Source organism: Pseudomonas sp. B37(2017) (assembly GCF_002112885.1).
GTDB classification, from domain to species: Bacteria; Pseudomonadota; Gammaproteobacteria; order Pseudomonadales; family Pseudomonadaceae; genus Aquipseudomonas; species Aquipseudomonas paraglycinae.
The window spans coordinates 136,351-156,889 of sequence record NZ_NEIX01000010.1 but is presented as its reverse complement, the minus strand read 5'-3'; the positions used below and the strand labels follow the sequence as shown (position 1 = coordinate 156,889).

At 61.3% G+C, this 20,539-nt stretch carries 17 protein-coding genes; 12 read left to right on the top strand and 5 right to left on the bottom strand.

The genetic code is table 11. The annotated features are described in order from the left end of the window. Positions 1 to 227: 227 nt before the first annotated feature. A complete protein-coding gene (gene epsC / locus CAF90_RS22935; protein WP_007952730.1) occupies positions 228 to 1,154 on the bottom strand; it encodes a serine O-acetyltransferase EpsC in 927 nt (308 codons plus the stop codon). Between the two features lie 190 nt (positions 1,155 to 1,344). Between epsC and CAF90_RS22930 the strand changes: the two genes are divergently transcribed. The 11 genes from CAF90_RS22930 (at position 1,345) to CAF90_RS22880 (ending at position 12,849) form a co-directional block, all read left to right on the top strand. Next, complete coding sequence (locus tag CAF90_RS22930) at positions 1,345 to 2,349, top strand: D-cysteine desulfhydrase (RefSeq protein ID WP_085608604.1); 1,005 nt, start codon at positions 1,345 to 1,347, stop codon at positions 2,347 to 2,349. A 246-nt stretch (positions 2,350 to 2,595) separates the two neighbouring features. Then, a complete protein-coding gene (gene tcyJ, locus CAF90_RS22925; protein WP_085608603.1) occupies positions 2,596 to 3,396 on the top strand; it encodes a cystine ABC transporter substrate-binding protein in 801 nt (266 codons plus the stop codon). Then, positions 3,396 to 4,061 carry a cystine ABC transporter permease gene (gene tcyL, locus CAF90_RS22920; RefSeq protein ID WP_007952735.1) on the top strand — a complete coding sequence of 222 codons (666 nt, stop codon included), beginning with the start codon at positions 3,396 to 3,398 and terminating at the stop codon, positions 4,059 to 4,061. Before tcyJ ends, tcyL begins: the two co-directional genes overlap by 1 nt. A 4-nt stretch (positions 4,062 to 4,065) precedes the next feature. Further along, positions 4,066 to 4,815, top strand: a complete 750-nt coding sequence (gene tcyN / locus CAF90_RS22915; RefSeq protein ID WP_085608602.1) for an L-cystine ABC transporter ATP-binding protein TcyN — start codon at positions 4,066 to 4,068, stop codon at positions 4,813 to 4,815. 457 nt (positions 4,816 to 5,272) lie between these two features. Beyond that, on the top strand, positions 5,273 to 6,037 hold the full coding sequence (locus tag CAF90_RS22910) for a hypothetical protein (protein ID WP_085608601.1): 765 nt from the start codon (positions 5,273 to 5,275) through the stop codon (positions 6,035 to 6,037). 266 nt (positions 6,038 to 6,303) lie between these two features. Then, positions 6,304 to 7,545: an SfnB family sulfur acquisition oxidoreductase gene (locus CAF90_RS22905; RefSeq protein WP_085608600.1), complete on the top strand. Its 1,242-nt coding sequence runs from the start codon at positions 6,304 to 6,306 to the stop codon at positions 7,543 to 7,545. Positions 7,546 to 7,583: 38 nt separating this feature from the next. Continuing rightward, a complete protein-coding gene (locus CAF90_RS22900; protein ID WP_085608599.1) occupies positions 7,584 to 8,777 on the top strand; it encodes an SfnB family sulfur acquisition oxidoreductase in 1,194 nt (397 codons plus the stop codon). Further along, positions 8,777 to 10,129 carry an LLM class flavin-dependent oxidoreductase gene (locus CAF90_RS22895; RefSeq protein WP_085608598.1) on the top strand — a complete coding sequence of 451 codons (1,353 nt, stop codon included), beginning with the start codon at positions 8,777 to 8,779 and terminating at the stop codon, positions 10,127 to 10,129. The genes CAF90_RS22900 and CAF90_RS22895 overlap by 1 nt, the downstream gene beginning before the upstream one ends. Positions 10,130 to 10,278: 149 nt before the next feature. Beyond that, complete coding sequence (locus CAF90_RS22890; protein ID WP_085608597.1) at positions 10,279 to 11,088, top strand: MetQ/NlpA family ABC transporter substrate-binding protein; 810 nt, start codon at positions 10,279 to 10,281, stop codon at positions 11,086 to 11,088. A 2-nt stretch (positions 11,089 to 11,090) separates the two neighbouring features. Beyond that, the gene (locus tag CAF90_RS22885; RefSeq protein ID WP_085608596.1) at positions 11,091 to 12,215 is read left to right on the top strand and encodes a methionine ABC transporter ATP-binding protein; all 1,125 of its coding nucleotides are present in this window, start codon (positions 11,091 to 11,093) and stop codon (positions 12,213 to 12,215) included. Continuing rightward, positions 12,205 to 12,849: a methionine ABC transporter permease gene (locus CAF90_RS22880; RefSeq protein ID WP_007952752.1), complete on the top strand. Its 645-nt coding sequence runs from the start codon at positions 12,205 to 12,207 to the stop codon at positions 12,847 to 12,849. The genes CAF90_RS22885 and CAF90_RS22880 overlap by 11 nt, the downstream gene beginning before the upstream one ends. A 30-nt stretch (positions 12,850 to 12,879) precedes the next feature. Here CAF90_RS22880 and CAF90_RS22875 read toward each other — a convergent pair whose 3' ends face one another. After that, positions 12,880 to 14,283, bottom strand: coding sequence for a hypothetical protein (locus tag CAF90_RS22875; RefSeq protein WP_085608595.1), 1,404 nt, complete (start codon positions 14,281 to 14,283; stop codon positions 12,880 to 12,882). Positions 14,284 to 14,500: 217 nt separating this feature from the next. Here CAF90_RS22875 and CAF90_RS22870 point away from each other — a divergent pair, with 217 nt between their 5' ends. Continuing rightward, positions 14,501 to 15,130, top strand: a complete 630-nt coding sequence (locus CAF90_RS22870; protein ID WP_085608594.1) for a bifunctional 2-polyprenyl-6-hydroxyphenol methylase/3-demethylubiquinol 3-O-methyltransferase UbiG — start codon at positions 14,501 to 14,503, stop codon at positions 15,128 to 15,130. 26 nt (positions 15,131 to 15,156) lie between these two features. Here the strand turns inward: CAF90_RS22870 and CAF90_RS22865 are convergent, their stop codons facing one another. Genes CAF90_RS22865 through CAF90_RS22855 form a run of 3 tightly spaced genes read right to left on the bottom strand, consistent with a single transcriptional unit; the run spans position 15,157 to position 20,371 of the window. Continuing rightward, complete coding sequence (locus tag CAF90_RS22865; RefSeq protein WP_085608593.1) at positions 15,157 to 18,210, bottom strand: efflux RND transporter permease subunit; 3,054 nt, start codon at positions 18,208 to 18,210, stop codon at positions 15,157 to 15,159. After that, a complete protein-coding gene (locus CAF90_RS22860) occupies positions 18,207 to 19,271 on the bottom strand; it encodes an efflux RND transporter periplasmic adaptor subunit (RefSeq protein WP_085608592.1) in 1,065 nt (354 codons plus the stop codon). Before CAF90_RS22860 ends, CAF90_RS22865 begins: the two co-directional genes overlap by 4 nt. Continuing rightward, complete coding sequence (locus tag CAF90_RS22855; protein WP_085608591.1) at positions 19,268 to 20,371, bottom strand: efflux RND transporter periplasmic adaptor subunit; 1,104 nt, start codon at positions 20,369 to 20,371, stop codon at positions 19,268 to 19,270. Before CAF90_RS22855 ends, CAF90_RS22860 begins: the two co-directional genes overlap by 4 nt. Between the last annotated feature and the right edge of the window lie 168 nt (positions 20,372 to 20,539).

The window sequence follows — 20,539 nt, the reverse complement described above, 5'->3', positions numbered from 1 at the left end:
GGAAAATGGCTGAAATGATCGGACTCAGCAAAGGCAAGCCTCCTGTTGTGAGCGGGCAGCGAACCGCCGGTTTAACTTGAATGAACGTTCAAGTTAAACATGGATAGTACGCTCAGGACTAATCGCAGGGCTCAGCGGTACTTTTCGTACGCTAGCTCAAGGAGGGGTATGACGCTTTAGTGAGAGCGATCGTTCCCGCGTTGCGCGGGAACGATCGGATAGAAAAATTACTTCTGCGTCCCGTCATCATGCTGCAGGTTGGCCTGGGTCAGGTTGCACCCGGCCGGTACGCTGCGGGTCAGCCACACGTTGCCGCCGATGGTCGAGCCTTTGCCGATGGTGATCCGCCCGAGAATCGTCGCCCCGGCGTAAATCACCACGTCGTCCTCGACAATCGGATGGCGTGGATGGCCCTTCTGCAACTGGCCGTCCTCGTCCGCCGGGAAGCGTTTGGCGCCGAGGGTCACCGCCTGATAGATCCTGACGCGCTCGCCGATGATCGCGGTCTCGCCGATCACCACACCCGTCCCGTGGTCGATGAAGAAGCTGCGGCCGATCTGCGCGCCCGGGTGAATATCGATGCCGGTCGCCGAGTGGGCGATTTCCGAACTGATCCGCGCCAGCAGCGGCAGACCTGCGCGATACAAATGGTGAGCCAGACGATGGTGAATCACCGCCAGAATCCCCGGATAACACAGCAGCACTTCATCAACGCTGCGCGCCGCCGGATCGCCGTGATACGCGGCCAGCACATCGGTATCGAGCAGGCTGCGCAGGCCCGGCAGCGCGAGGGCGAAATCCTGGATGATCCTGATCGCCTGCGCCTCGACTTCAGTGTCAGCCTGGGCGCTGTGACGGGCGACGTAACGCAGTTCGAGTCGTGCCTGAGCCAGCAATGCATTCAAGGCAACGTCGAGGGTATGGCCGACGTAGAAATCCTCGCTTTCCTCACGCAGATCCACCGGCCCCAGCCGCATCGGAAACAGTGCGCCGCACAGGGCTTCAAGGATTTGCGCCATCGCATCACGGGACGGCAACTCGCGCCCGCCCTGCTCGCCGGAAGCACGGCCATTTTGCGCACGCCACTGATCCCGCGCGGTACGCAGCTGGCTGACGATGGTCTGCAATTGCCAATGGCTGGAACGCTCGCTCACGGTAAAGACTCCTCACGGGCGGCCGGACTGTCTGGCCGCGTCAACGGCGCCTACTTTACGGCAACCCCACCGGGGCGAATTAAGAACCGATAGTGCTGGGCTAAGCACATTTGGCTATAAGCGATTGGCGGTTGCCCCGGTAAATCGGCGTGCCTATAGTCCTGACATCTCCTTGCATCAGTACGGAACCATGTCCACACAACCGATCAAACAACAGCTGGATCGCTTTAACCGCCTCGACCTGCTCGGCCAACCGACCCCACTGGAAAAACTCGAGCGCCTGTCCACCTGGCTCGGCCGCGATGTCTACATCAAGCGCGATGACCTGACGCCTCTGGCCATGGGCGGCAACAAGCTGCGCAAGCTCGAATACCTCGCCGCCGATGCCCTCACCCAAGGCGCCGATACGCTGATCACAGCTGGTGCACTGCAATCGAACCATGTTCGCCAGACCGCCGCGCTGGCCGCGAAACTGGGTCTGGGCTGCGTGGCCCTGCTGGAAAATCCGCTGGGCACCGACGACAGCAACTACACCGGCAACGGCAACCGCCTGCTGCTGGACCTGTTCGACACCAAGGTCGAGCTGGTCGACAACCTCGACAACGCCGACGAACAACTGGCCGCCCTCGCCGTGCGCCTGCGCAGCAACGGCAAGAAGCCGTATCTGGTGCCGATCGGTGGCTCCAACGCCCTCGGCGCGCTGGGTTACGTGCGCGCCGGCCTGGAGCTGGCGGAGCAGATCAAGGACACCGGCCTGCAATTTTCCGCCGTGGTTCTGGCCTCGGGCAGCGCCGGCACTCACAGCGGTCTGGCGCTGGCCTTGAGCGAAGCCCTGCCGCAACTGCCGGTGATCGGCGTGACGGTTTCGCGCAGCGAAGAAGATCAGCGCCCGAAAGTCCAGGGCCTGGCCGAACGCACCGCCGACCTTCTGGGTGTGGCGCTGCCGGACAGCTTCAAGGTCGAGTTGTGGGACGAATACTTCGGCCCGCGCTACGGCGAGCCGAACGCCGGAACCCTGGCGGCGGTGAAGCTGCTGGCGAGTCAGGATGCCGTGCTGCTCGATCCGGTCTACACCGGCAAGGCCATGGCCGGGCTGCTCGACGGCATCGGTCGCGGACGTTTCGACGACGGCCCGATCATCTTCCTGCACACCGGCGGCGCCCCGGCGTTGTTCGCGTACAAGGACTTTCTGTAGGCCTGAGCGCGTTCCCGCGCCCGACGTGGGAACGCTCAGCGTCAGCTTGGCTACATATTCATTAAAAGAATAACAAACGGAAAATTCATTATTTTCCATTCTAAAAGAACCGTCATATAGTCTCGCCGCAGGCGAATTTCGCGAGAGACGCATAAGCTGCTTTAAGGCAGGATAGCGCTGTCGTCCAATTCCCGGATTCGCCAACTTTCCTTAAGCGTCTTCCATAAGAAAACACAGGGGCTTGTCATGATTCTTTCCGCACTACGTCGAAATCTGCTGGTAGGTTCGCTGGGCCTGGCACTGAGCGCCGGTCTGATCAGCAACGCCGTTGCCGGTGAGCAACTGCAACAGATCAAGGACAAAGGCGTTATCAACGTCGGCCTGGAAGGCACTTACCCACCGTTCAGCTTCGTCGATGCCGACGGCAAGCTGTCGGGTTTCGAAGTCGAGCTGTCCGAAGCCCTGGCCAAGAAGCTGGGCGTGAAGGCCAAGATCCAGCCGACCAAGTGGGACGGCATCCTCGCAGCCCTGGAATCCAAGCGTCTGGACGTCGTGGTCAATCAGGTGACCATCTCCGAAGAGCGCAAGAAGAAGTATGACTTCTCCGAGCCGTACACCGTTTCCGGGATTCAGGCGCTGGTGCTGAAAGACAAGGCAACCGCGCTGAACATCAAGTCCGCCGCTGACCTGTCCGGCAAGAAAGTCGGCGTGGGCCTGGGCACCAACTACGAACAATGGGTCCGCGCCAACGTGCCGGGTGCCGACGTTCGCACCTACGACGATGATCCGACCAAGTTCGCCGACCTGAACAACGGCCGTACCGACGCGATCCTGATCGACCGTCTGGCGGCACTGGAATACGCCAAGAAAGCGCCGAAAACCGTCGCTGCCGGTGAAGCCTTCTCGCGTCAGGAAGCCGGTGTAGCCCTGCGCAAAGGCGAGCCTGAACTGCTGGCCGCCGTGAACAAGGCCCTCGACGAACTGCGTGCCGACGGCACTCTTGAGAAGCTGTCCACGAAATACTTCAACGCTGACGTCACCCAATAATGGAAGAAGCTTTCCAACTCGCACTGGACTCCGCGCCCTTCCTGTTGAAGGGCGCGTACTACACGGTAATCCTTAGCCTGGGCGGCATGTTCTTCGGCCTGCTGCTGGGCTTTGGCTTGGCGTTGATGCGCCTGTCGCGTTTCAAGTCGGTCAGCTGGCTGGCCCGCATCTACGTGTCGTTCTTTCGCGGCACGCCGTTGCTGGTGCAACTGTTCGTGATCTATTACGGCTTGCCGCAATTGGGCATGGAACTCGACCCGCTGCCGGCGGCACTGATCGGCTTCTCGCTGAACATGGCCGCCTACGCCTGTGAAATCCTGCGGTCCGCAATCGGTTCAATCGAGCGCGGCCAGTGGGAAGCCGCTGCGAGCATCGGCATGACCCGCGCGCAGACCCTGCGCCGGGCCATCCTGCCGCAGGCGATGCGCACGGCCTTGCCGCCGCTGGGCAACAGCTTCATTTCGCTGGTCAAGGACACCGCACTGGCCGCCACCATTCAGGTGCCGGAGCTGTTCCGTCAGGCACAGCTGATTACCGCCCGGACTTTCGAAGTCTTCACCATGTATCTTGCCGCCGCGCTGATCTACTGGATTCTGGCCACGGTGCTGTCGCACTTCCAGAACAAGTTGGAAGAGCGGGTCAATCGGCACGACCAGGAGTCCTGACCCCATGATTGTCGTGGAAAAACTGACAAAGCAGTTCAAGGGTCAAGTCGTGCTCAACGGCATTGATCTGGAGGTGAAGGAAGGCGAGGTCGTGGCAATCATCGGCCCCAGCGGCTCGGGCAAGACCACGTTCCTGCGTTGCCTGAACTTCCTCGAGCAACCCACCAGCGGCCGGATCAAGGTTGGCGATATCGAAATCGATACCAGCCGCCCGCTGAACCAGCAGCAGAGCCTGGTGCGCAACCTGCGCCAGCACGTGGGCTTCGTGTTCCAGAACTTCAACCTGTTCCCGCACCGCACCGCTATGGAAAACGTCATCGAAGGCCCGATCGTGGTCAAGAAGACGCCCCGCGATGCAGCCATTGCCCTGGGCAAGAAGCTGCTGGCCAAGGTTGGCCTGGCGGGCAAGGAAGACGCCTACCCACGGCGCCTGTCCGGTGGCCAGCAACAGCGCGTGGCGATTGCCCGGGCGCTGGCGATGGAGCCGGAAGTGATCCTGTTCGACGAGCCGACCTCGGCCCTCGATCCGGAACTGGTAGGTGAAGTGCTGGCGACCATCCGCGGCCTCGCCGAGGAGAAACGCACCATGGTGATCGTCACCCACGAAATGGCGTTCGCCCGTGACGTGGCCAACCGAGTGGTTTTTTTCGACAAGGGCGTGATCGTCGAACAAGGTGAAGCGAAAGCGTTGTTTGCCAATCCGAAAGAAGAACGCACCCGACAGTTCCTCAGCAAGTTCAGAAACAACGGCTGATCCGTTAAATTTCCCGAATACAAACTTCCATGGATGGAAGTTTCGCTTACACCCTCCCCTATAAAAAACTTAATCCAGCGACTGCATTACATATATATGTCCTGCAACAGTCTCGCCGTGATTAGAGTTCGCCCCCTGCAAATTTCCAGCTGTACAAACCGACCGACGACAGAACAATAAAATCCGGCAAAAGCTGTGGCCCGATTCGCTATGCAGAATAGGTAGAGTGCCTTATCCGCGTAGGAAGCTTCTGATAAATCCGTAATTCTTCAATTAACTAATCCTCTCCGTTGACACGCCATTCAGCGAACTTTTATCTAGTCACTCATCGCGCCCCACAACATTACCAAGACCCGATAACGAATGGCCGAACGACCCTGTTTTTATTACCGGGCAATTCACGCCATTTGAACTTTCAGAAATGGATTTCGCTGCAAGGCTTCAAGGAGAGGACTTCATGACCCGCACTTCGCACATCCCCGAACTGGCCGCGCCGAGCCTGGCGCCATCCCAACACAACGGCATCAACCTCGCGGCAGCGGCTCATCTGCTGGTCGGTGTACCGCCCTACCCGGACATGGACACCGGCGATCTGATCGAACTGTTCTGGGACAACTGCTACGTCGCCTCTCACCTGCTGACAGCACAGGACGTCGCCGCCCCGGTCAGCCTGCGAGTGCCGGAGAGTTTTATCGCCAGCGGCTCGTCACGCATCCACTATCGGGTCATGCGGGTGGGTCATGGACCATCGCTGTCGGCAGCCGCGCGGGTCACGGTCAAACTCGACTGCCCCGGTGGGCAGCCTCCAGCGCTGTGTGGCGACGAAAACCAGCAACTCGCCCCCGTGACCCTGCCCGACACCATTCGCCGTCAGGGCGTCAACGCGAACCAGATCAGACGCGGCGTCCCGCTGACCATCGAGCCCTATCTGAACATGGCCGAAGGCGACGCCATCACCCTGCGCTGGGGCGATGTACGGATGGACCTGGCGCGCATCACCCCGGCCGATATCGGCAAGCCGATTCAGGTCTGGGTGCCGCCGGCGATCATCACCGAGGCCGGCGAGGACCTGCGGCTGGACGTGACCTACTGCATCCTCGACCGGGTCGGCAACAACTCGCGCTGGGCACCGCCGCGAACGCTGAAGATCGGTTGCGTGAATCCCTACCTCAAGGTGCCGCTCAAGGAAACGCTGAAGGCAGCAGAGCCGCGAAAAAAATGAGCATCGACGGTCGGCGAGGGACGAATTCCTTCGCCACCGCACGCTTAACCAGACGGACCACGCCCCCTTCTATACATATTCCTAAAAGTTAGTTTATTTAAATTTTATACGCGCTTAGGGTATATGAACCGGACCACCGGACATTCTTTCGTTCGCCGCACTTTTGCGGCGTTTTTCATGAGATGTGAGGTAGGTAACATGGTCCGGAACACAATCACCCCAGTGCAGATCGCCAGGGCATTGCGTGCAGCCAAGGAGCGGCACTGATGTCCAGTCTGGCAGACGCAAACGTCCAGAGTGACCTGGACATCGCCCCGTTGTTGTTGCCCGCACAAGTGCTGCGCAACGACGCTCAAGCCATCAAGGCCGCCCATGAGCTGGCGCAAGTCGCCCGCGTGCAGGCCGCCAAACGTGATCGTCAGCGCAAGCTGCCGTGGTCGGAAATCGAACAGTTCACCCGCAGCGGCCTCGGCAGCATCGCGATTCCGCGCGAGTACGGCGGGCCGCAGGTTTCCTTCGTCACCCTGGCCGAGGTGTTCGCGATCATTTCCGCGGCCGACCCGGCACTGGGGCAGATCCCGCAGAACCAGTTCGGCATCATCAACCTGATCCTCGGCAGCGCCACCGAACAGCAGAAAAAACTGCTGTTGCAGAGCGTTCTGGAAGGCTGGCGCATCGGTAACGCCGGGCCTGAACGCGGTACCAAGGACACCCTGGAATTGAAAGCGCGCATCACCGCCGACGGCGATGACTACGTGATCAACGGCCAGAAGTTCTATTCCACCGGCGCCCTGTTCGCCCACTGGGTCGCGGTCAAGGCGCTCAATGATGACGGCAAACAAGTCCTGGCTTTCGTCCGTCGCGGCACGCCGGGATTGCGCATCGTCGATGACTGGTCGGGTTTCGGCCAGCGTACAACCGCCAGCGGCACGATCCTGTTGAACAACGTGCGGGTCGACGCCGGCCTCGTGGTGGACAACTGGAAAATCAACGAAAAGCCCAATACCCAAGGCGCGGTGTCGCAGCTGATTCAGGCTGCAATCGACGCCGGCATCGCCCGTGGCGCGATCGATGACGCCATCGAATTCGTCAAGACCCGCGCCCGGCCGTGGGTCGACGCCAACGTCGAACGCGCCAGCGACGATCTCTACGTGATCGCCGACATCGGCAAACTGAAAATCGAACTGCACGCTGCCGAAGCGCTGCTGCGCAAGGCCGGGCAAGTGCTGGATCAGGTGCATGCCGCACCGCTGACCGCCGAGTCCGCCGCCCGCGCGTCGATTGCCGTGGCCGAAGCCAAGGTGCTGACCACCGAGATCTCGCTGCTGGCCAGCGAAAAGCTTTTCGAACTGGCCGGCAGCCGCGCCACCCTCGCCGAATTCAACCTCGACCGTCACTGGCGCAACGCCCGGGTGCACACCCTGCACGACCCGGTGCGCTGGAAGTATCACGCGGTCGGCGCCTATCGCCTCAACGGCAAGTTGCCGGCTCGCCATTCCTGGATCTGACGACCAGAACACTTTTGACCAGATCTCTGGAGAAACACATGACTTTTTCCCATCCCGTCGCGGTCATCACCAGCGACGAGCAAGCCCTGATCGTCGCCAGCGACCTGGCCGAAGACTTCCAGCGCGACAGCAACCTGCGCGATCGCGAACGCCGCCTGCCGCTGCCGGAGCTCGACGTGTTTTCCCGCTCCGGCCTGTGGGGCATCAGCGTGCCCAAGGAATACGGCGGCGCTGGCGTGTCCAATGTGACCCTGGCCAAAGTCATCGCCCTGATCGCCCGGGCCGATGGCTCGCTGGGGCAGATTCCACAGAACCATTTCTATGCCCTCGAAGTGCTTCGGGTGAACGGCAGCCACGAGCAGAAACAACGGCTGTACGCCGAAGTTCTCGCCGGCCAGCGCTTCGGCAATGCCCTGGCAGAACTGGGCACCAAGACTGCCCATGACCGTGTTACCAGCCTGAAACGCGACGGCAGCGGTTATCGCATCAACGGTCGCAAGTTCTACGCAACCGGCGCCATTTACGCCCAACGCATTCCAACGTCGGTAGTCGATGAAAACGGCGTGCAACAACTGGCCTTCGTCCCGCGCGACAGCAAAGGCCTGACCGTGATCGACGACTGGAGCGGCTTCGGCCAGCGCACCACCGGCAGCGGCTCGGTGGTGTTCGAAGACGTGTACGTCGCCGCCGAAGATGTCATCCCTTTCCAGAGCGCCTTCGAACGCCCGACCCCGGTCGGCCCGCTGGCGCAGATCCTTCACGCCGCCATCGACACCGGCATCGCCCGCGCCGCTTACGAAGATGCGCTGCACTTCGTGCGCAGCAAGACCCGGCCATGGATCGATTCGGGTAACGACAAGGCCACCGAAGACCCGCTGACCCTCAAGAGTTTCGGCCACTTGAGCATTCGCCTGGACGCCACCGAAGCGCTGCTCGAACGCGCCGGCGAATTCCTCGACGCGGCCCAGGCCGAGACCAACGCCGAGACGGTTGCAGCGGCCTCGATTGCCGTCGCCGAAGCACGGGCGATCAGCACCGAAATCTCCCTGGCCGCCGGCAGCACCCTGTTCGAACTCGCCGGCAGCCAGGCCACCCTGATCGAGCACGGCCTCGACCGCCACTGGCGCAACGCCCGGGTGCACACCCTGCACGACCCGGTGCGCTGGAAGTATCACGCGGTGGGCAATTACTACCTCAACGATGAAAACCCTCCGCTGCGGGGGACCATCTGATGAGCAAGAAAAAGATCCTGCTCAATGCGTTCAACATGAATTGCATCGGCCACATCAACCACGGGTTGTGGACGCATCCCCGCGACACCTCGACCCGGTACAAGACCATCGAGTACTGGACCGAACTGGCGCAACTGCTGGAGCGCGGGCTGTTCGACGGGCTGTTCATCGCTGACATCGTCGGCGTGTACGACGTCTATCAGAACTCGGTGGACGTCACCCTGAAAGAGTCGATCCAGCTGCCGGTCAACGATCCGCTGCTGCTGGTATCGGCGATGTCCGCGGTGACCAAAAACCTCGGATTCGGCCTGACCGCCAACCTCACCTACGAGCCGCCGTATCTGTTCGCCCGACGCATGTCGACCCTCGATCATCTGAGCCGTGGACGGGTGGGCTGGAACATCGTCACCGGTTATCTGGACAGCGCCGCCAAGGCCATGGGCCTGAGTGAACAGGTCGAGCACGACCGGCGTTACGACCAGGCCGACGAATACCTCGAAGTGCTCTACAAACTCTGGGAAGGCAGCTGGGAAAACGGCGCGGTGCTCAACGATCCACAGCAGCGGATCTACGCGCAGCCGGACAAGGTACACAAGGTCGAACACAAGGGCGAGTTCTATCAGGTCGAGGGTTATCACCTGTGCGAACCGTCACCGCAGCGCACGCCGGTGCTGTTCCAGGCCGGCAGTTCGGATCGCGGTCTGCTGTTCGCCGGGCGGCATGCCGAGTGCGTGTTCATCAGCGGCCAGAACAAGCCGTCGACCAAGGTGCAGGTGGACAAGGTCCGCGCCAGCGCCGTCGAAGCGGGTCGCAATCCCGAGGACATCAAGGTGTTCATGGGCCTGAACGTGATCGTCGGCGAGACCGAAGACGCGGCCTGGGCCAAGCACGCCGAATACCTGAGCTACGCCAGCGCCGAAGCGGGCGTGGCGCATTTTTCGGCGTCCACCGGGATCGACTTTTCCCAGTACGAAATCGACGAACCGATCCAGTACGTCAAGAGCAACGCGATCCAGTCCGCCACCAAGAACCTGCAGAACAACGACTGGACCCGGCGCAAGTTGCTCGACCAGCACGCCCTCGGCGGACGCTACATCACCGTGGTCGGCTCGCCGCAGCAAGTGGCGGATGAACTGGAATCGTGGATCGCCGAAACCGGCCTCGACGGCTTCAACCTGACCCGCATCGTCACCCCGGAAAGCTATGTGGATTTCATCGATCTGGTGATTCCGGAACTGCAACGGCGCGGCTCGTACAAGACCGCGTACGACACCGGCAGCCTGCGGGAAAAACTGTTTCACGGCGAAGCGCATTTGCCGCAGCAACACACCGGCGCCCACTACCGACACTAACCCCGGCACTGATCGTTCCCACGCTCTGCGTGGGAATGCAGCCTTGGGACGCTCTGCGTCCCGACAGCGGACGCAGAGCGTCCATTGAGGCGCGCTCCCACGCGGAGCGTGGGAGCGATCAGGCTAAATTCACTGACTGGAAAACCACCATGACCAAGAAACGCCTGTCCCACCCAGTCAAAGCACTGGCCCTGGCCTTCGGCCTGTTCAGCTCGGCGGTGTTCGCCGCCGATGCGCCGTTGAAAATCGGCACCACCGCCGCCTTCGCGATTCCGCTGGAAGCCGCCGTCGAAGAGGCCTCCAAACAAGGCCTGAAAGTCGAGCTGGTGGAATTCACCGACTGGATCGCGCCGAACGTCAGCCTCGCCGCCGGTGACATCGACGTGAACTACTTCCAGCACATCCCGTTCCTGGAAAACGCCAAGGCCGCCTCCGGCTTCGACCTGGTGCCATTCGCCCCGGGCATCATCAACAACGTCGGCCTGTACTCGAAGAAATACAAAAGCTTCGACGAGCTGCCTGAGGGCGCCAGCGTCGCCATCGCCAACGACCCGATCAACAGCGGTCGCGGTCTGCAACTGCTGGCCAAGGCCGGTCTGATCACCCTCAAACCGGGCGTCGGCTACAAGGCCACCGAAGACGATATCGTCGCCAACCCAAAGAAGATCAAGATCCTGCAAGTCGAAGCCGTGCAACTGGTGCGCGCCTACGATGACGCCGATCTGGTCCAGGGCTACCCGGCCTACATCCGTCTGGCGAAGACGTTCGATGCGGGCTCCGCGCTGCTGTTCGACGGCCTCGACCACAAGGAATACGTGATTCAGTTCGTGATCCAGCCGAAGAGCAAAACCGACCCGCGCCTGATCAAGTTCGTCGACATCTACCAGCATTCGCCGGCCGTTCGCGCCGCACTGGATAAGGCCCACGGCAAGCTGTACCAGGCCGGTTGGGAAAGCTGAGGATGACGGCAGCCATTCAACGGCGACTGGATCTTCCAGAGCCACCCGCGCTGGCACAGCGCACCGAACTGCATCCAGAACTGAACCGCGCCCATGTGCGCTTCGTCGGGCTCGGCAAAACCTACGTCGGCAAACAAGGTCCGGTCGCCGCCCTGCAAGGCATCGACCTGGCGATCCAGCGCGGTGAAGTGTTCGGCATCATCGGCCGCAGCGGCGCCGGCAAGTCGTCGCTGATCCGCACCATCAACCGCCTCGAACAACCGACCTCGGGCCGGGTGCTGATCGATCAGGTGGACATCGGCGAGTACGACGAGGATCGCCTCGTTGCCCTGCGCCGGCGAATCGGCATGATCTTCCAGCACTTCAATCTGATGTCGGCGAAAACGGTGTGGCAGAACGTCGAACTGCCACTGAAAGTCGCCGGTGTCCCGAAAGAACAGCGGGAGAAAAAGGTTCGCGAACTGCTGGAACTGGTGGGCCTGCAAGCCAAACACAAGGCGTATCCGGCGCAGCTTTCCGGCGGGCAGAAACAGCGCGTCGGCATCGCCCGCGCGCTGGTGCATGACCCGGATATTCTGCTCTGCGACGAAGCCACTTCGGCCCTCGATCCCGAAACCACCCAGTCGATCCTTGGCCTGCTGCGCGAGATCAACAAACGCCTGGGCCTGACCATCGTGCTGATCACTCACGAGATGGCGGTGATCCGGGAAATCTGCGACCGCGTCGTCGTGCTGGAACATGGCCGCATTGTCGAGCAGGGCCCGGTCTGGGAAGTGTTCGGCAACCCGCAGCACGAGGTCAGCCAGACCTTGCTCGCACCGCTGCAACACGCCTTGCCCGAAGAATTGCAGAGCCGTTTGCAGGCACAACCTTCATCGTCCGATGCGGCCGTGGTGCTGCGCTTGCAGTTCACCGGCAGCCAGCAGGACGAACCGGATCTGGCCGCGCTGTTCGCCGCGCTCGGTGGCCGGGTGAAATTGCTGCAGGGCGGCGTGGAACGGATTCAGGGCCACGCGCTCGGGCAACTGCTGCTGGCGGTCGCGGGTTCGCAGCTGAATGCCGAGCAATTGCGTGAGCGCGCCGGGCAATGGGCACAACGCACGGAGGTGCTGGGTTATGTGGTTTGATCGCTTGCTGCAGGGTTTTATCGACACGTTTCTGATGGTCGGCGTGTCGTCGCTGATCGCACTGCTGGCGGGGATTCCGATGGCGGTGATTCTGGTCACCAGCGACAAGGGCGGGATCTACGAAGCACCGGTGCTCAATCGCGCGCTGGGTGCGTTCGTGAACCTGTTTCGCTCGATCCCGTTTCTGATCCTGATGGTCGCGCTGATTCCGTTCACCCGGCTGATCGTCGGCACCACCTACGGCGTGTGGGCAGCCGTCGTGCCGCTGACCATTGCGGCCACGCCGTTCTTTGCGCGAATTGCCGAAGTGAGCCTGCGTGAAGTCGACTACGGCCTGATCGAAGCCGCGCAAGCCATGGGCTGCCGGCGCTGGCACATCGTCTGGCATGTGCTGTTGCCCGAGGCGCTGCCGGGGATCGTCGGCGGGTTCACCATCACCCTGGTGACGATGATCAACTCCTCGGCCATGGCCGGAGCGATTGGCGCCGGCGGCCTGGGCGACATCGCCTATCGCTACGGCTATCAGCGCTTCGACAGCCAGATCATGCTGACCGTGATCGTGCTGCTGGTGGCGCTGGTGGCGCTGATTCAACTGGGCGGCGATCGCCTGGCGCGAGGGCTGAACAAGCGCTAGAACAATCGATGAGCGCTGCCCTCCCCGGCATCAATCATCGATCAGGCTGTCGAGCCACGCGTATTCAGTTTTGCTTCGATGTAGCGCCTGCATGCTTTTTGCCGCGTAAACAATGCTGTCGGCGTTGTTCGCGGCCAAATGCGCGCGCAGCGCCGGATTTGCATTGAACAGGCCGACCGCCGTCTGAAGATCCAGATCGTCGCCGATCCCCAGATAATCACTGATCCCGAACAGCAGGTTGTCGTGATCGTCCGTAAAAGCGTTCACGTACTCGACTGTCAATCCACCGCGCATGATCACTTCGGAAACACTGCGCTCCGGAATGTCGTAGACGGTCAGCGGCTCCAGACTCAGCAAGCCACGCTGGCTGTCACCCAGATAGAAGAAATCCGCGGCGTTGGGACCGATGGTCCTGAAGCGATCGATGCGGTTGGTGTGCAGCATTTCATGGCCCAGGGACATGCCTAGAATCTCTTGCTGCATGTACTTGCGGTTGAGGAAGAAGCGGCCATGGAAATCCTTCTTGTACATCCATGCGGCACTGTTGTTTTCAGTTTCCACTGCGAAGAATTTCTCCTCCCCCCAGATCCCTTGGTACTCCCTGGAAAGCGCAAGACCTCGCGCCACCGAGTCAGAGAACTGCTGCGCCACGGCCTGGTGCCCTGCGCCAAAAAAACTTTCGTAAACCGCGCTGGCACCGTCGTATTTCAAGCCAATGGCGTGAACGGCATCAGCGAAAACGCTTTCGACCACTCGCAACTCTGTGCGAATCAATGCGGCCTGCTCCGGTGGAAACTGCTTCAGCCCCCGTGCAATCAGCGTGGCTTCCTTTGCAGTCTCGTGCTCGATCGCGTCATCAATACCGGTGTGAACCCGACTGTGCTTTTCCGAATCTTTCCTGATATTGCGGATGAGCTCATCGATGTCGATATCGATGACATTGCCTGCGTCGCCGGATGACCGAGCCCGTTCCGGCGACCATTTCTTGCTGTGCGGATCGAAGAACAGGACCGGTCCCGAAGCCGTCCACTCGGACATCAAGGTCGCGCGATATTCACCGCCCGCTGCGGTTTGCCGAACCTGGACAATCTCGCCGGGGGCGACATCGACGAACGTGCGTCCCTTGATAACCCTCAACCCCAGGGCATCAGGCGCAGGCAGGGTGGCCGGCGCTTTCAGGCGATAGTCCGCAAGCGCCCCGTCCCCGAAACGACCCGACAGGACCTCGGCGGTCGGCAAGGATGAAACAATGACTGCGGCGTCTGGCATATCCGGTTGGCGAACGGCCTCCACATCCGTTTGATCCATGTCCCGAAAACTCTTGTGCGCAGGTTCGTACTCGGGAAAGTCAGCACCGGATCTTTTACGCAGTGCAATGGCGTCTGCCAGGCAGTGGCTGGAGGACGCGGTGGAGGTTTTGCGAGTATTGCCCATGAAAAAATCCTTGTTGAGTAAATCCCCCTGAAAAAATCGGGCAGACATCGCGCTAGTCGTCTATCGCGTGGGCGCTATTGCAACCGATCGGGAACGGTCAGGTGCGGTAAATATGTATTGCACTTGAACCGGCGTTTTGTGCTTTGTCCGGATCTGGATCCTCTGAACCGCGAAAGCGCTTATAGTCTGCCGATCTTCCTTTCAGCCCATGACGACCATGAAGCAGACCTCTACCGACCTCGAACAGATCACCGCCACCACCCTCGGCCATTACAACTCGGTGGCCGAGGATTTTCGTGAAGGCACCCGCGATCACGATGTCAGCCAGAACATCGACGCCCTGCTGCGGCACATCCAGGCTGAGGCGCCGTTTTCCATTCTCGATTTCGGCTGCGGACCGGGTCGGGACTTGCAGACATTCACCCGGATGGGACACGTCGCCGTCGGCCTCGACGGCGCGGAAAAATTCGCGCAGATGGCGCGGGAAGACAGTGGCTGTGAAGTGTGGTGCCAGGACTTTCTGAAGCTGGATCTGCCGGCAGAACGCTTCGACGGGATCTTCGCCAATGCGGTGCTGTTTCATGTGCCGTTGCAGGAGTTGCCCCGGGTCTTGAAGCAGTTGCACGGGACATTGAAACCGGGCGGCGTGCTGTTCAGCTCCAATCCGCGTGGGGATAACCGTGAAGGCTGGAACGGGCCGCGTTATGGCTCGTATCACGATCTTGAAGCGTGGCGCGGGTTGTTGACCGCTGCCGGGTTCGTCGAGCTGGAACATTACTACCGGCCGGCGGGGCTGCCGCGTGAGCAGCAGCCCTGGCTGGCGAGTGTCTGGCGCAAAATCGTGTAGTTGGCGATGAGCGCAAAGCGCTCGCCTTACTGCGCCTCTTTCTTCGGCTCGCGAATCTTGTACCAGGCCACGTACAGCGCCGGCAGGAACAGCAGCGTCAGCAAGGTCGCAATCACGATCCCGCCAATCATCGCGTAGGCCATCGGCCCCCAGAACACTTCCCGGGCGATCGGGATCATGCCCATGCTCGCCGCGGCGGCGGTCAGCAGGATCGGGCGACGCCGGTGTTCGGTGGCTTCCACCACCGCATCCCACGGCGCATAACCTTTGCGCTCGAACTCGTCGATCTGGGTCACGAGGATCACCGAGTTGCGGATGATGATGCCGATCAGCGCCAGAATCCCGAGGATCGCCACGAAGCCCATTGGCGTGCCGGTCGGCACCAGCGCCAGCACCACGCCGATCAGCCCCAGCGGCGCAACACTGGCCACCAGAAACAGCTTCTGCACGCTGTGCAACTGGATCATCAGGAAGGTCGCCATCAGGAACAGCATCAGCGGCAACACCTTGGCAATCGGCCCCTGCGCCTTGCCACTCTCCTCGACCGTACCGCCGGTGGCGACCTTGTAGCCCACGGGTAATTTGGCCGCAAAGTCATCAATGGACGGCTTGAGGATTTTCACCAGATCGGTCGGCTGAATCTCGTCACGCACCGACGCCTTGATGGTGATGGTCGGCAGGCGATCACGACGCCACACCAGCGGTTGCTCCAGCTCATAACGAACCGTGGCAAAGGCCAGCAGCGGAATCGACGTGCCGTTGGGTGTGACGATCTGCAGGTTCTGCAGGGTTTCCGGCGTACCGCGTTCCGAACTCACCGCGCGACCGACCACGTTGATCAGGTAGATGTCGTCGTTGACCTGGGTCAGCGGCGCGCCACTGACAATGCTGTTCATCAGGTTCGCCACGTCTTCGGACGAGAGCCCGAGCTGGCGCGCCTTGTCCTGGGCGATGTCGATACGCAGGACTTTGCCCGGTTCGTTCCAGTCGTAAATGATCTCGCCGATGTGCTCGTTCTTGTCCAGTTCAGTTGCCAGGTCGATGGCGTGCTTGCGCACCTGATCGATGTCCTTGCCGCTGATCCGGTACTGGATCGGACGCCCCACCGGCGGGCCCATTTCCAGCGCCTGCACGTAACTGCCGATGCCGACGAAGTCCTTGTGCAGCCGTTCGCGCAGACGCTGACTCAGGGCCTCGCGGGCTTCGAAGTCTTTGCTGACGATCACCAGTTGCGCGTAGTACGGGTTCTGCAATTGCTGGTCGAGTGGCAGGTAGAAACGGATCGCACCCTGACCGATGTAGGTGCTCCAGCGCACGATGTCCGCGTCGCCCTTGAGCGTGGCCTCGAGCTTGTCGACGGCCTTGCGGGTCTCGTCGATTGAAGCGTTTTGCGGCAGGTTGAGGTCGACCAGGATTTCCGGTCGATCCGAGGACGGGAAAAACTGATTCTGTACAAACCGCATGCAGAACACCGCCAGCACAAACAACAGCACAGTGATGCCGATGGCCCACCAGCGATTGCGCATGCACCACAGCAAACCGCCATTGAATGCACGACCAACACGCCCCGGTTCGGCTTCATGGGGTTTCACGTTGGTGCTGAGAATGTGCACGCCAATCACCGGGGCGAAGAACACCGCCACGATCCAGGACACGATCATCGCCACGGCAATCACCGCGAACAGCGTGTAGGTGTACTCGCCGGCAGAACTGGCGTTGAGACCGATGGGGACGAAACCGGCGACCGTCACCAGCGTACCGGTGAGCATCGGGAACGCGGTCGAGGTGTAGGCGAACGTCGCCGCCTCCTCCTTGCTCTCGCCCATTTCCAGGCGCGTGACCATCATTTCCACGGTGATCATCGCGTCGTCCACCAGCAGGCCGAGGGCGATGATCAGAGCGCCGAGGGAAATCCGCTGCATGGTGATGCCGCTGTATTCCATGAACACAAACACCATCGCCAGCACCAGCGGGATCGAGCACGCCACCACCAGCCCGGCGCGCACGCCGAGGCTGATGAAGCTGACCACCAGCACGATCACCACCGCTTCGAACAACGCACTGGTGAAGCCGCCAACGGCTTCCTCCACCACCACTGCCTGATCGGACACCGTGTGTACGCCCACGCCAACCGGCAGATCTGCGGTCAGTTCATCGATGCGCTTATGCAGGGCCTTGCCGAACTCCTGGACGTTGCCGCCCTTCTGCATGGCAATCGCCAGACCGATCGCCGGCTTGCCGTCGAAACGGAACTCAGGTGTGGCCGGGTCGACGTAACCACGGGTGATGTCGGCCACGTCCGCCAGACGATAGAAACGGTCGTTGAGTTTGAGATTGACCTCGGCCAGGTCTTTCTCCGAAGCGAACTGCCCCGAAGTCCGCACGGAAATCCGCTCGGGCCCCGCCTCGATGACACCGGCCGGGGTCACCGCGTTCTGCGATTGCAGGCTCTGCACCACTTGGCGCTGATCGATGCCCAACGCTGCGAGTTTGCGAGTGGAGAAGTTCAGATAGATCACTTCGTCCTGCTGGCCGATCATTTCGATCTTGCCCAGCCCCGGCACATTGCGGATCTCGGCCCGCGCCTGTTCCACGTAATCGCGCAACTGGCGCATGGTCAGGCCGTCGGCGGTGAAGGCGTAGACCGAGCCGAAAACATCACCGAATTCGTCGTTGAATCCCGGCCCCTGAATGCCTTGCGGAAACTGCCCGCGAATGTCGTCGATCTTCTTGCGCACCTGATACCAGATTTCCGGAATGTCCTTGGCGCTGGTGGTGTCGCGCAGATACACGTACACCGTCGATTCGCCGGGGCGCGTGTAGCTTTTCACGTAGTCGAGGGAGTCGAGCTCTTCGAGTTTTTTCTCGATGCGGTCGGTGACCTGCTTGAGGGTTTCCTCTTGGGTCGCGCCCGGCCATTTGGTCTGGATCACCATGGTCTTGATGGTGAACGACGGGTCTTCCTCGCGCCCCAGATTGAAGTAGGAGAACACCCCCATGAGCAATCCGACGAACATCAGATACCAGACGAAAGACTGATGCTTGAGGGCCCATTCGGAGAGATTGAAAGAGCCTTTCATTGACTGTCCTCGTCAAGTTTCACGGATTGTCCGGGTTTGAGACTGTTGACGCCGGCGCTGACCACACGCTCGCCGTTCTTCACGCCCCCTGCGAGCACCACGCTGCTGTCGGTGCGGCTGATCACGCTGACGTCGCGCGGGTTGACGGTTTTGCTCTGGGTGTCGATGACCCAGATTCGCGGTTTGCCATCGACCTCCTGCAACGCAGTGACGGGCAATTCGATACGCGGCTTGATCGCCGAGCTGAGGGTGACGCTGATCGCCGTGCCGAGGCGGAAGCCGTCGGGCGTATTGGCCAGGGTCAGCCGTGCGCGTCGGGTGCGTGTCGCACTTTGTGCCTGCGGTTCGATCTCGCGCAGGGTGGCCGTGGTGTTGATGCTCGGATCGAGTTGCCCGGCCACCAGAAACACCACGTCGGACGGGATCTCATCGACCAGGGTGTCCGGCAGATCGATCACCGCTTCCTTGATGTCCGGTTGCGCCAGGGTCACCACTTGCTGGCCCGCCGTCACCACTTGCCCGGCCTCGGCGTTCCACGCAGTGACCACGGCTTTGTGATCGGAGCGCAGCTCGGTGTAGTCGAGTTGATCCTTGCTTTGATTGACCGCCGCGCGCGCCTGATCCAGTGAGGCCTGGGTGGTTTTCAGGTCCGTCATGGCAATGTCCAGTTGCGCCTGCGCACCCACGCCCCGGTCGAACAGCGCTTGCTGACGGCGGGCATTGGCCTGGGCGTTGATCAGTTGGGCCTGAACTTTGGCCAGGTCGCCCTGAGCCGAACGCAGCTGGTTTTGCTGATCGGACGGATCGAGGGTGGCGAGCAGCGTGCCCTTCTGCACCTCGGTACCGACGTCGACGTTGCGGCTGGCAATGCGCCCGCCGACACGAAAACCGGTGTTGCTTTCATAGCGCGCCTGAATGCTGCCGGCGAAACGCCCGAGGTTTTCCTCGCTCATGGCTTCGACCTTGACCGACAACACCGGCCGTACCGGCTCCGGCGGTGGCTCGCTTTTCGAGCAGGCGGCCAGCAACACGCCAATGGATAACAGCCCCAGACGCTTCATGGCTGTGCTCCCGGTTGCAGATCCTTGTAGGTGTTTTCGGCAATTTCGACCTTCATGCCCGGATGCAGCAACTGCCCACCCGCAACAATGACTTTTTCCCCACCCTTGAGGCCCTCGCTGATGATGACCTTGCCGATCAGGTAGCGGCTGACGGTGACGTTGTGCAACTGCGCTTCGCCTTTGTCGTCGACCATCCACACGGCTGGATCGCTGACGTTCTTGGTCAGCGCCGACCAGGGCAATTCAACCGCCGACTTGCCGGTGCCCTTGGCCGTGGCGCTCACCACTGAGCCCAGTTGCATCCCCTGCGGCAGGCTGTCGAGGCTGACCTTGACCTGCACCGTGCCGGACTGCGCGGACACCGCCGGGGTGATTTCGCGCACGGTGCCGGTGGTCTTGATGGCGGGGTTGTCGAGCAGGCTGACGACAATCGAGCGCTCCGCCGGCCGTTCGGCCAGCAGGGATTCGTAAACATTGAACACGGCGTCACGGTCGCCGTCACGGGCCAGGCTGAAAATCGGTGCCGTGGCCTGAACCACCTGACCGACTTCGGCCTGACGCTCGGTGATGACGCCCGGCGCATCGGCGATCAGCGAGGTGTAGCTCAGTTGATCCTTGGCATTGGCCAACTGCGCCTGGGCCGCGCTCAAGGCACTCTGGCTACTGCGCAAGGCGGCCTGCGCGGAATCGTATTCGCTCTGGCTGGTGTAGCCCTTGGGCAACAGTTTCTGCTGGCGGACGAACGCCGCGGCGCTCTGTTTGACCCGCGCCTGCTCGGCCACTACCTGGGCCTGGGCGGAATCGACGTTGGTCTGCAAATCCTTCGGATCGAGCTTGGCCAGCACTTGTTTGGCCGAGACCCGGTCACCGACATCGACCATGCGCTGGATGATCTTGCCGCCGACCCGGAACGACAGTTCGGTCTGCACGCGGGCCTGAACATCGCCGGTGAGGGTCACGGCGGCGGCGTAATTGGCGGGGTTGACCTCCTGCACGAAGACCCGGGGCAGGTATTCGGCGGGGGCCTTTTTCTCGCCGCACGCGCTCAACAAAGCGAACAGACTCAGCATGACCGCTGTTTTCAATCCGGGACTCGCCATGCAGACTCCTTCCTGTGTACGAACGTGCAAGTGACGATACGACTGTGAGCTTAGAACAGGGTTCCGAGTCTGTGTGCGCGAATCTTATACTCCCTGCAATCGTTCCCACGCTCTGCGTGGTAACGCCGCCATGGACGCTCCGCGTCTGCCTTTGACGCAGATGCATTC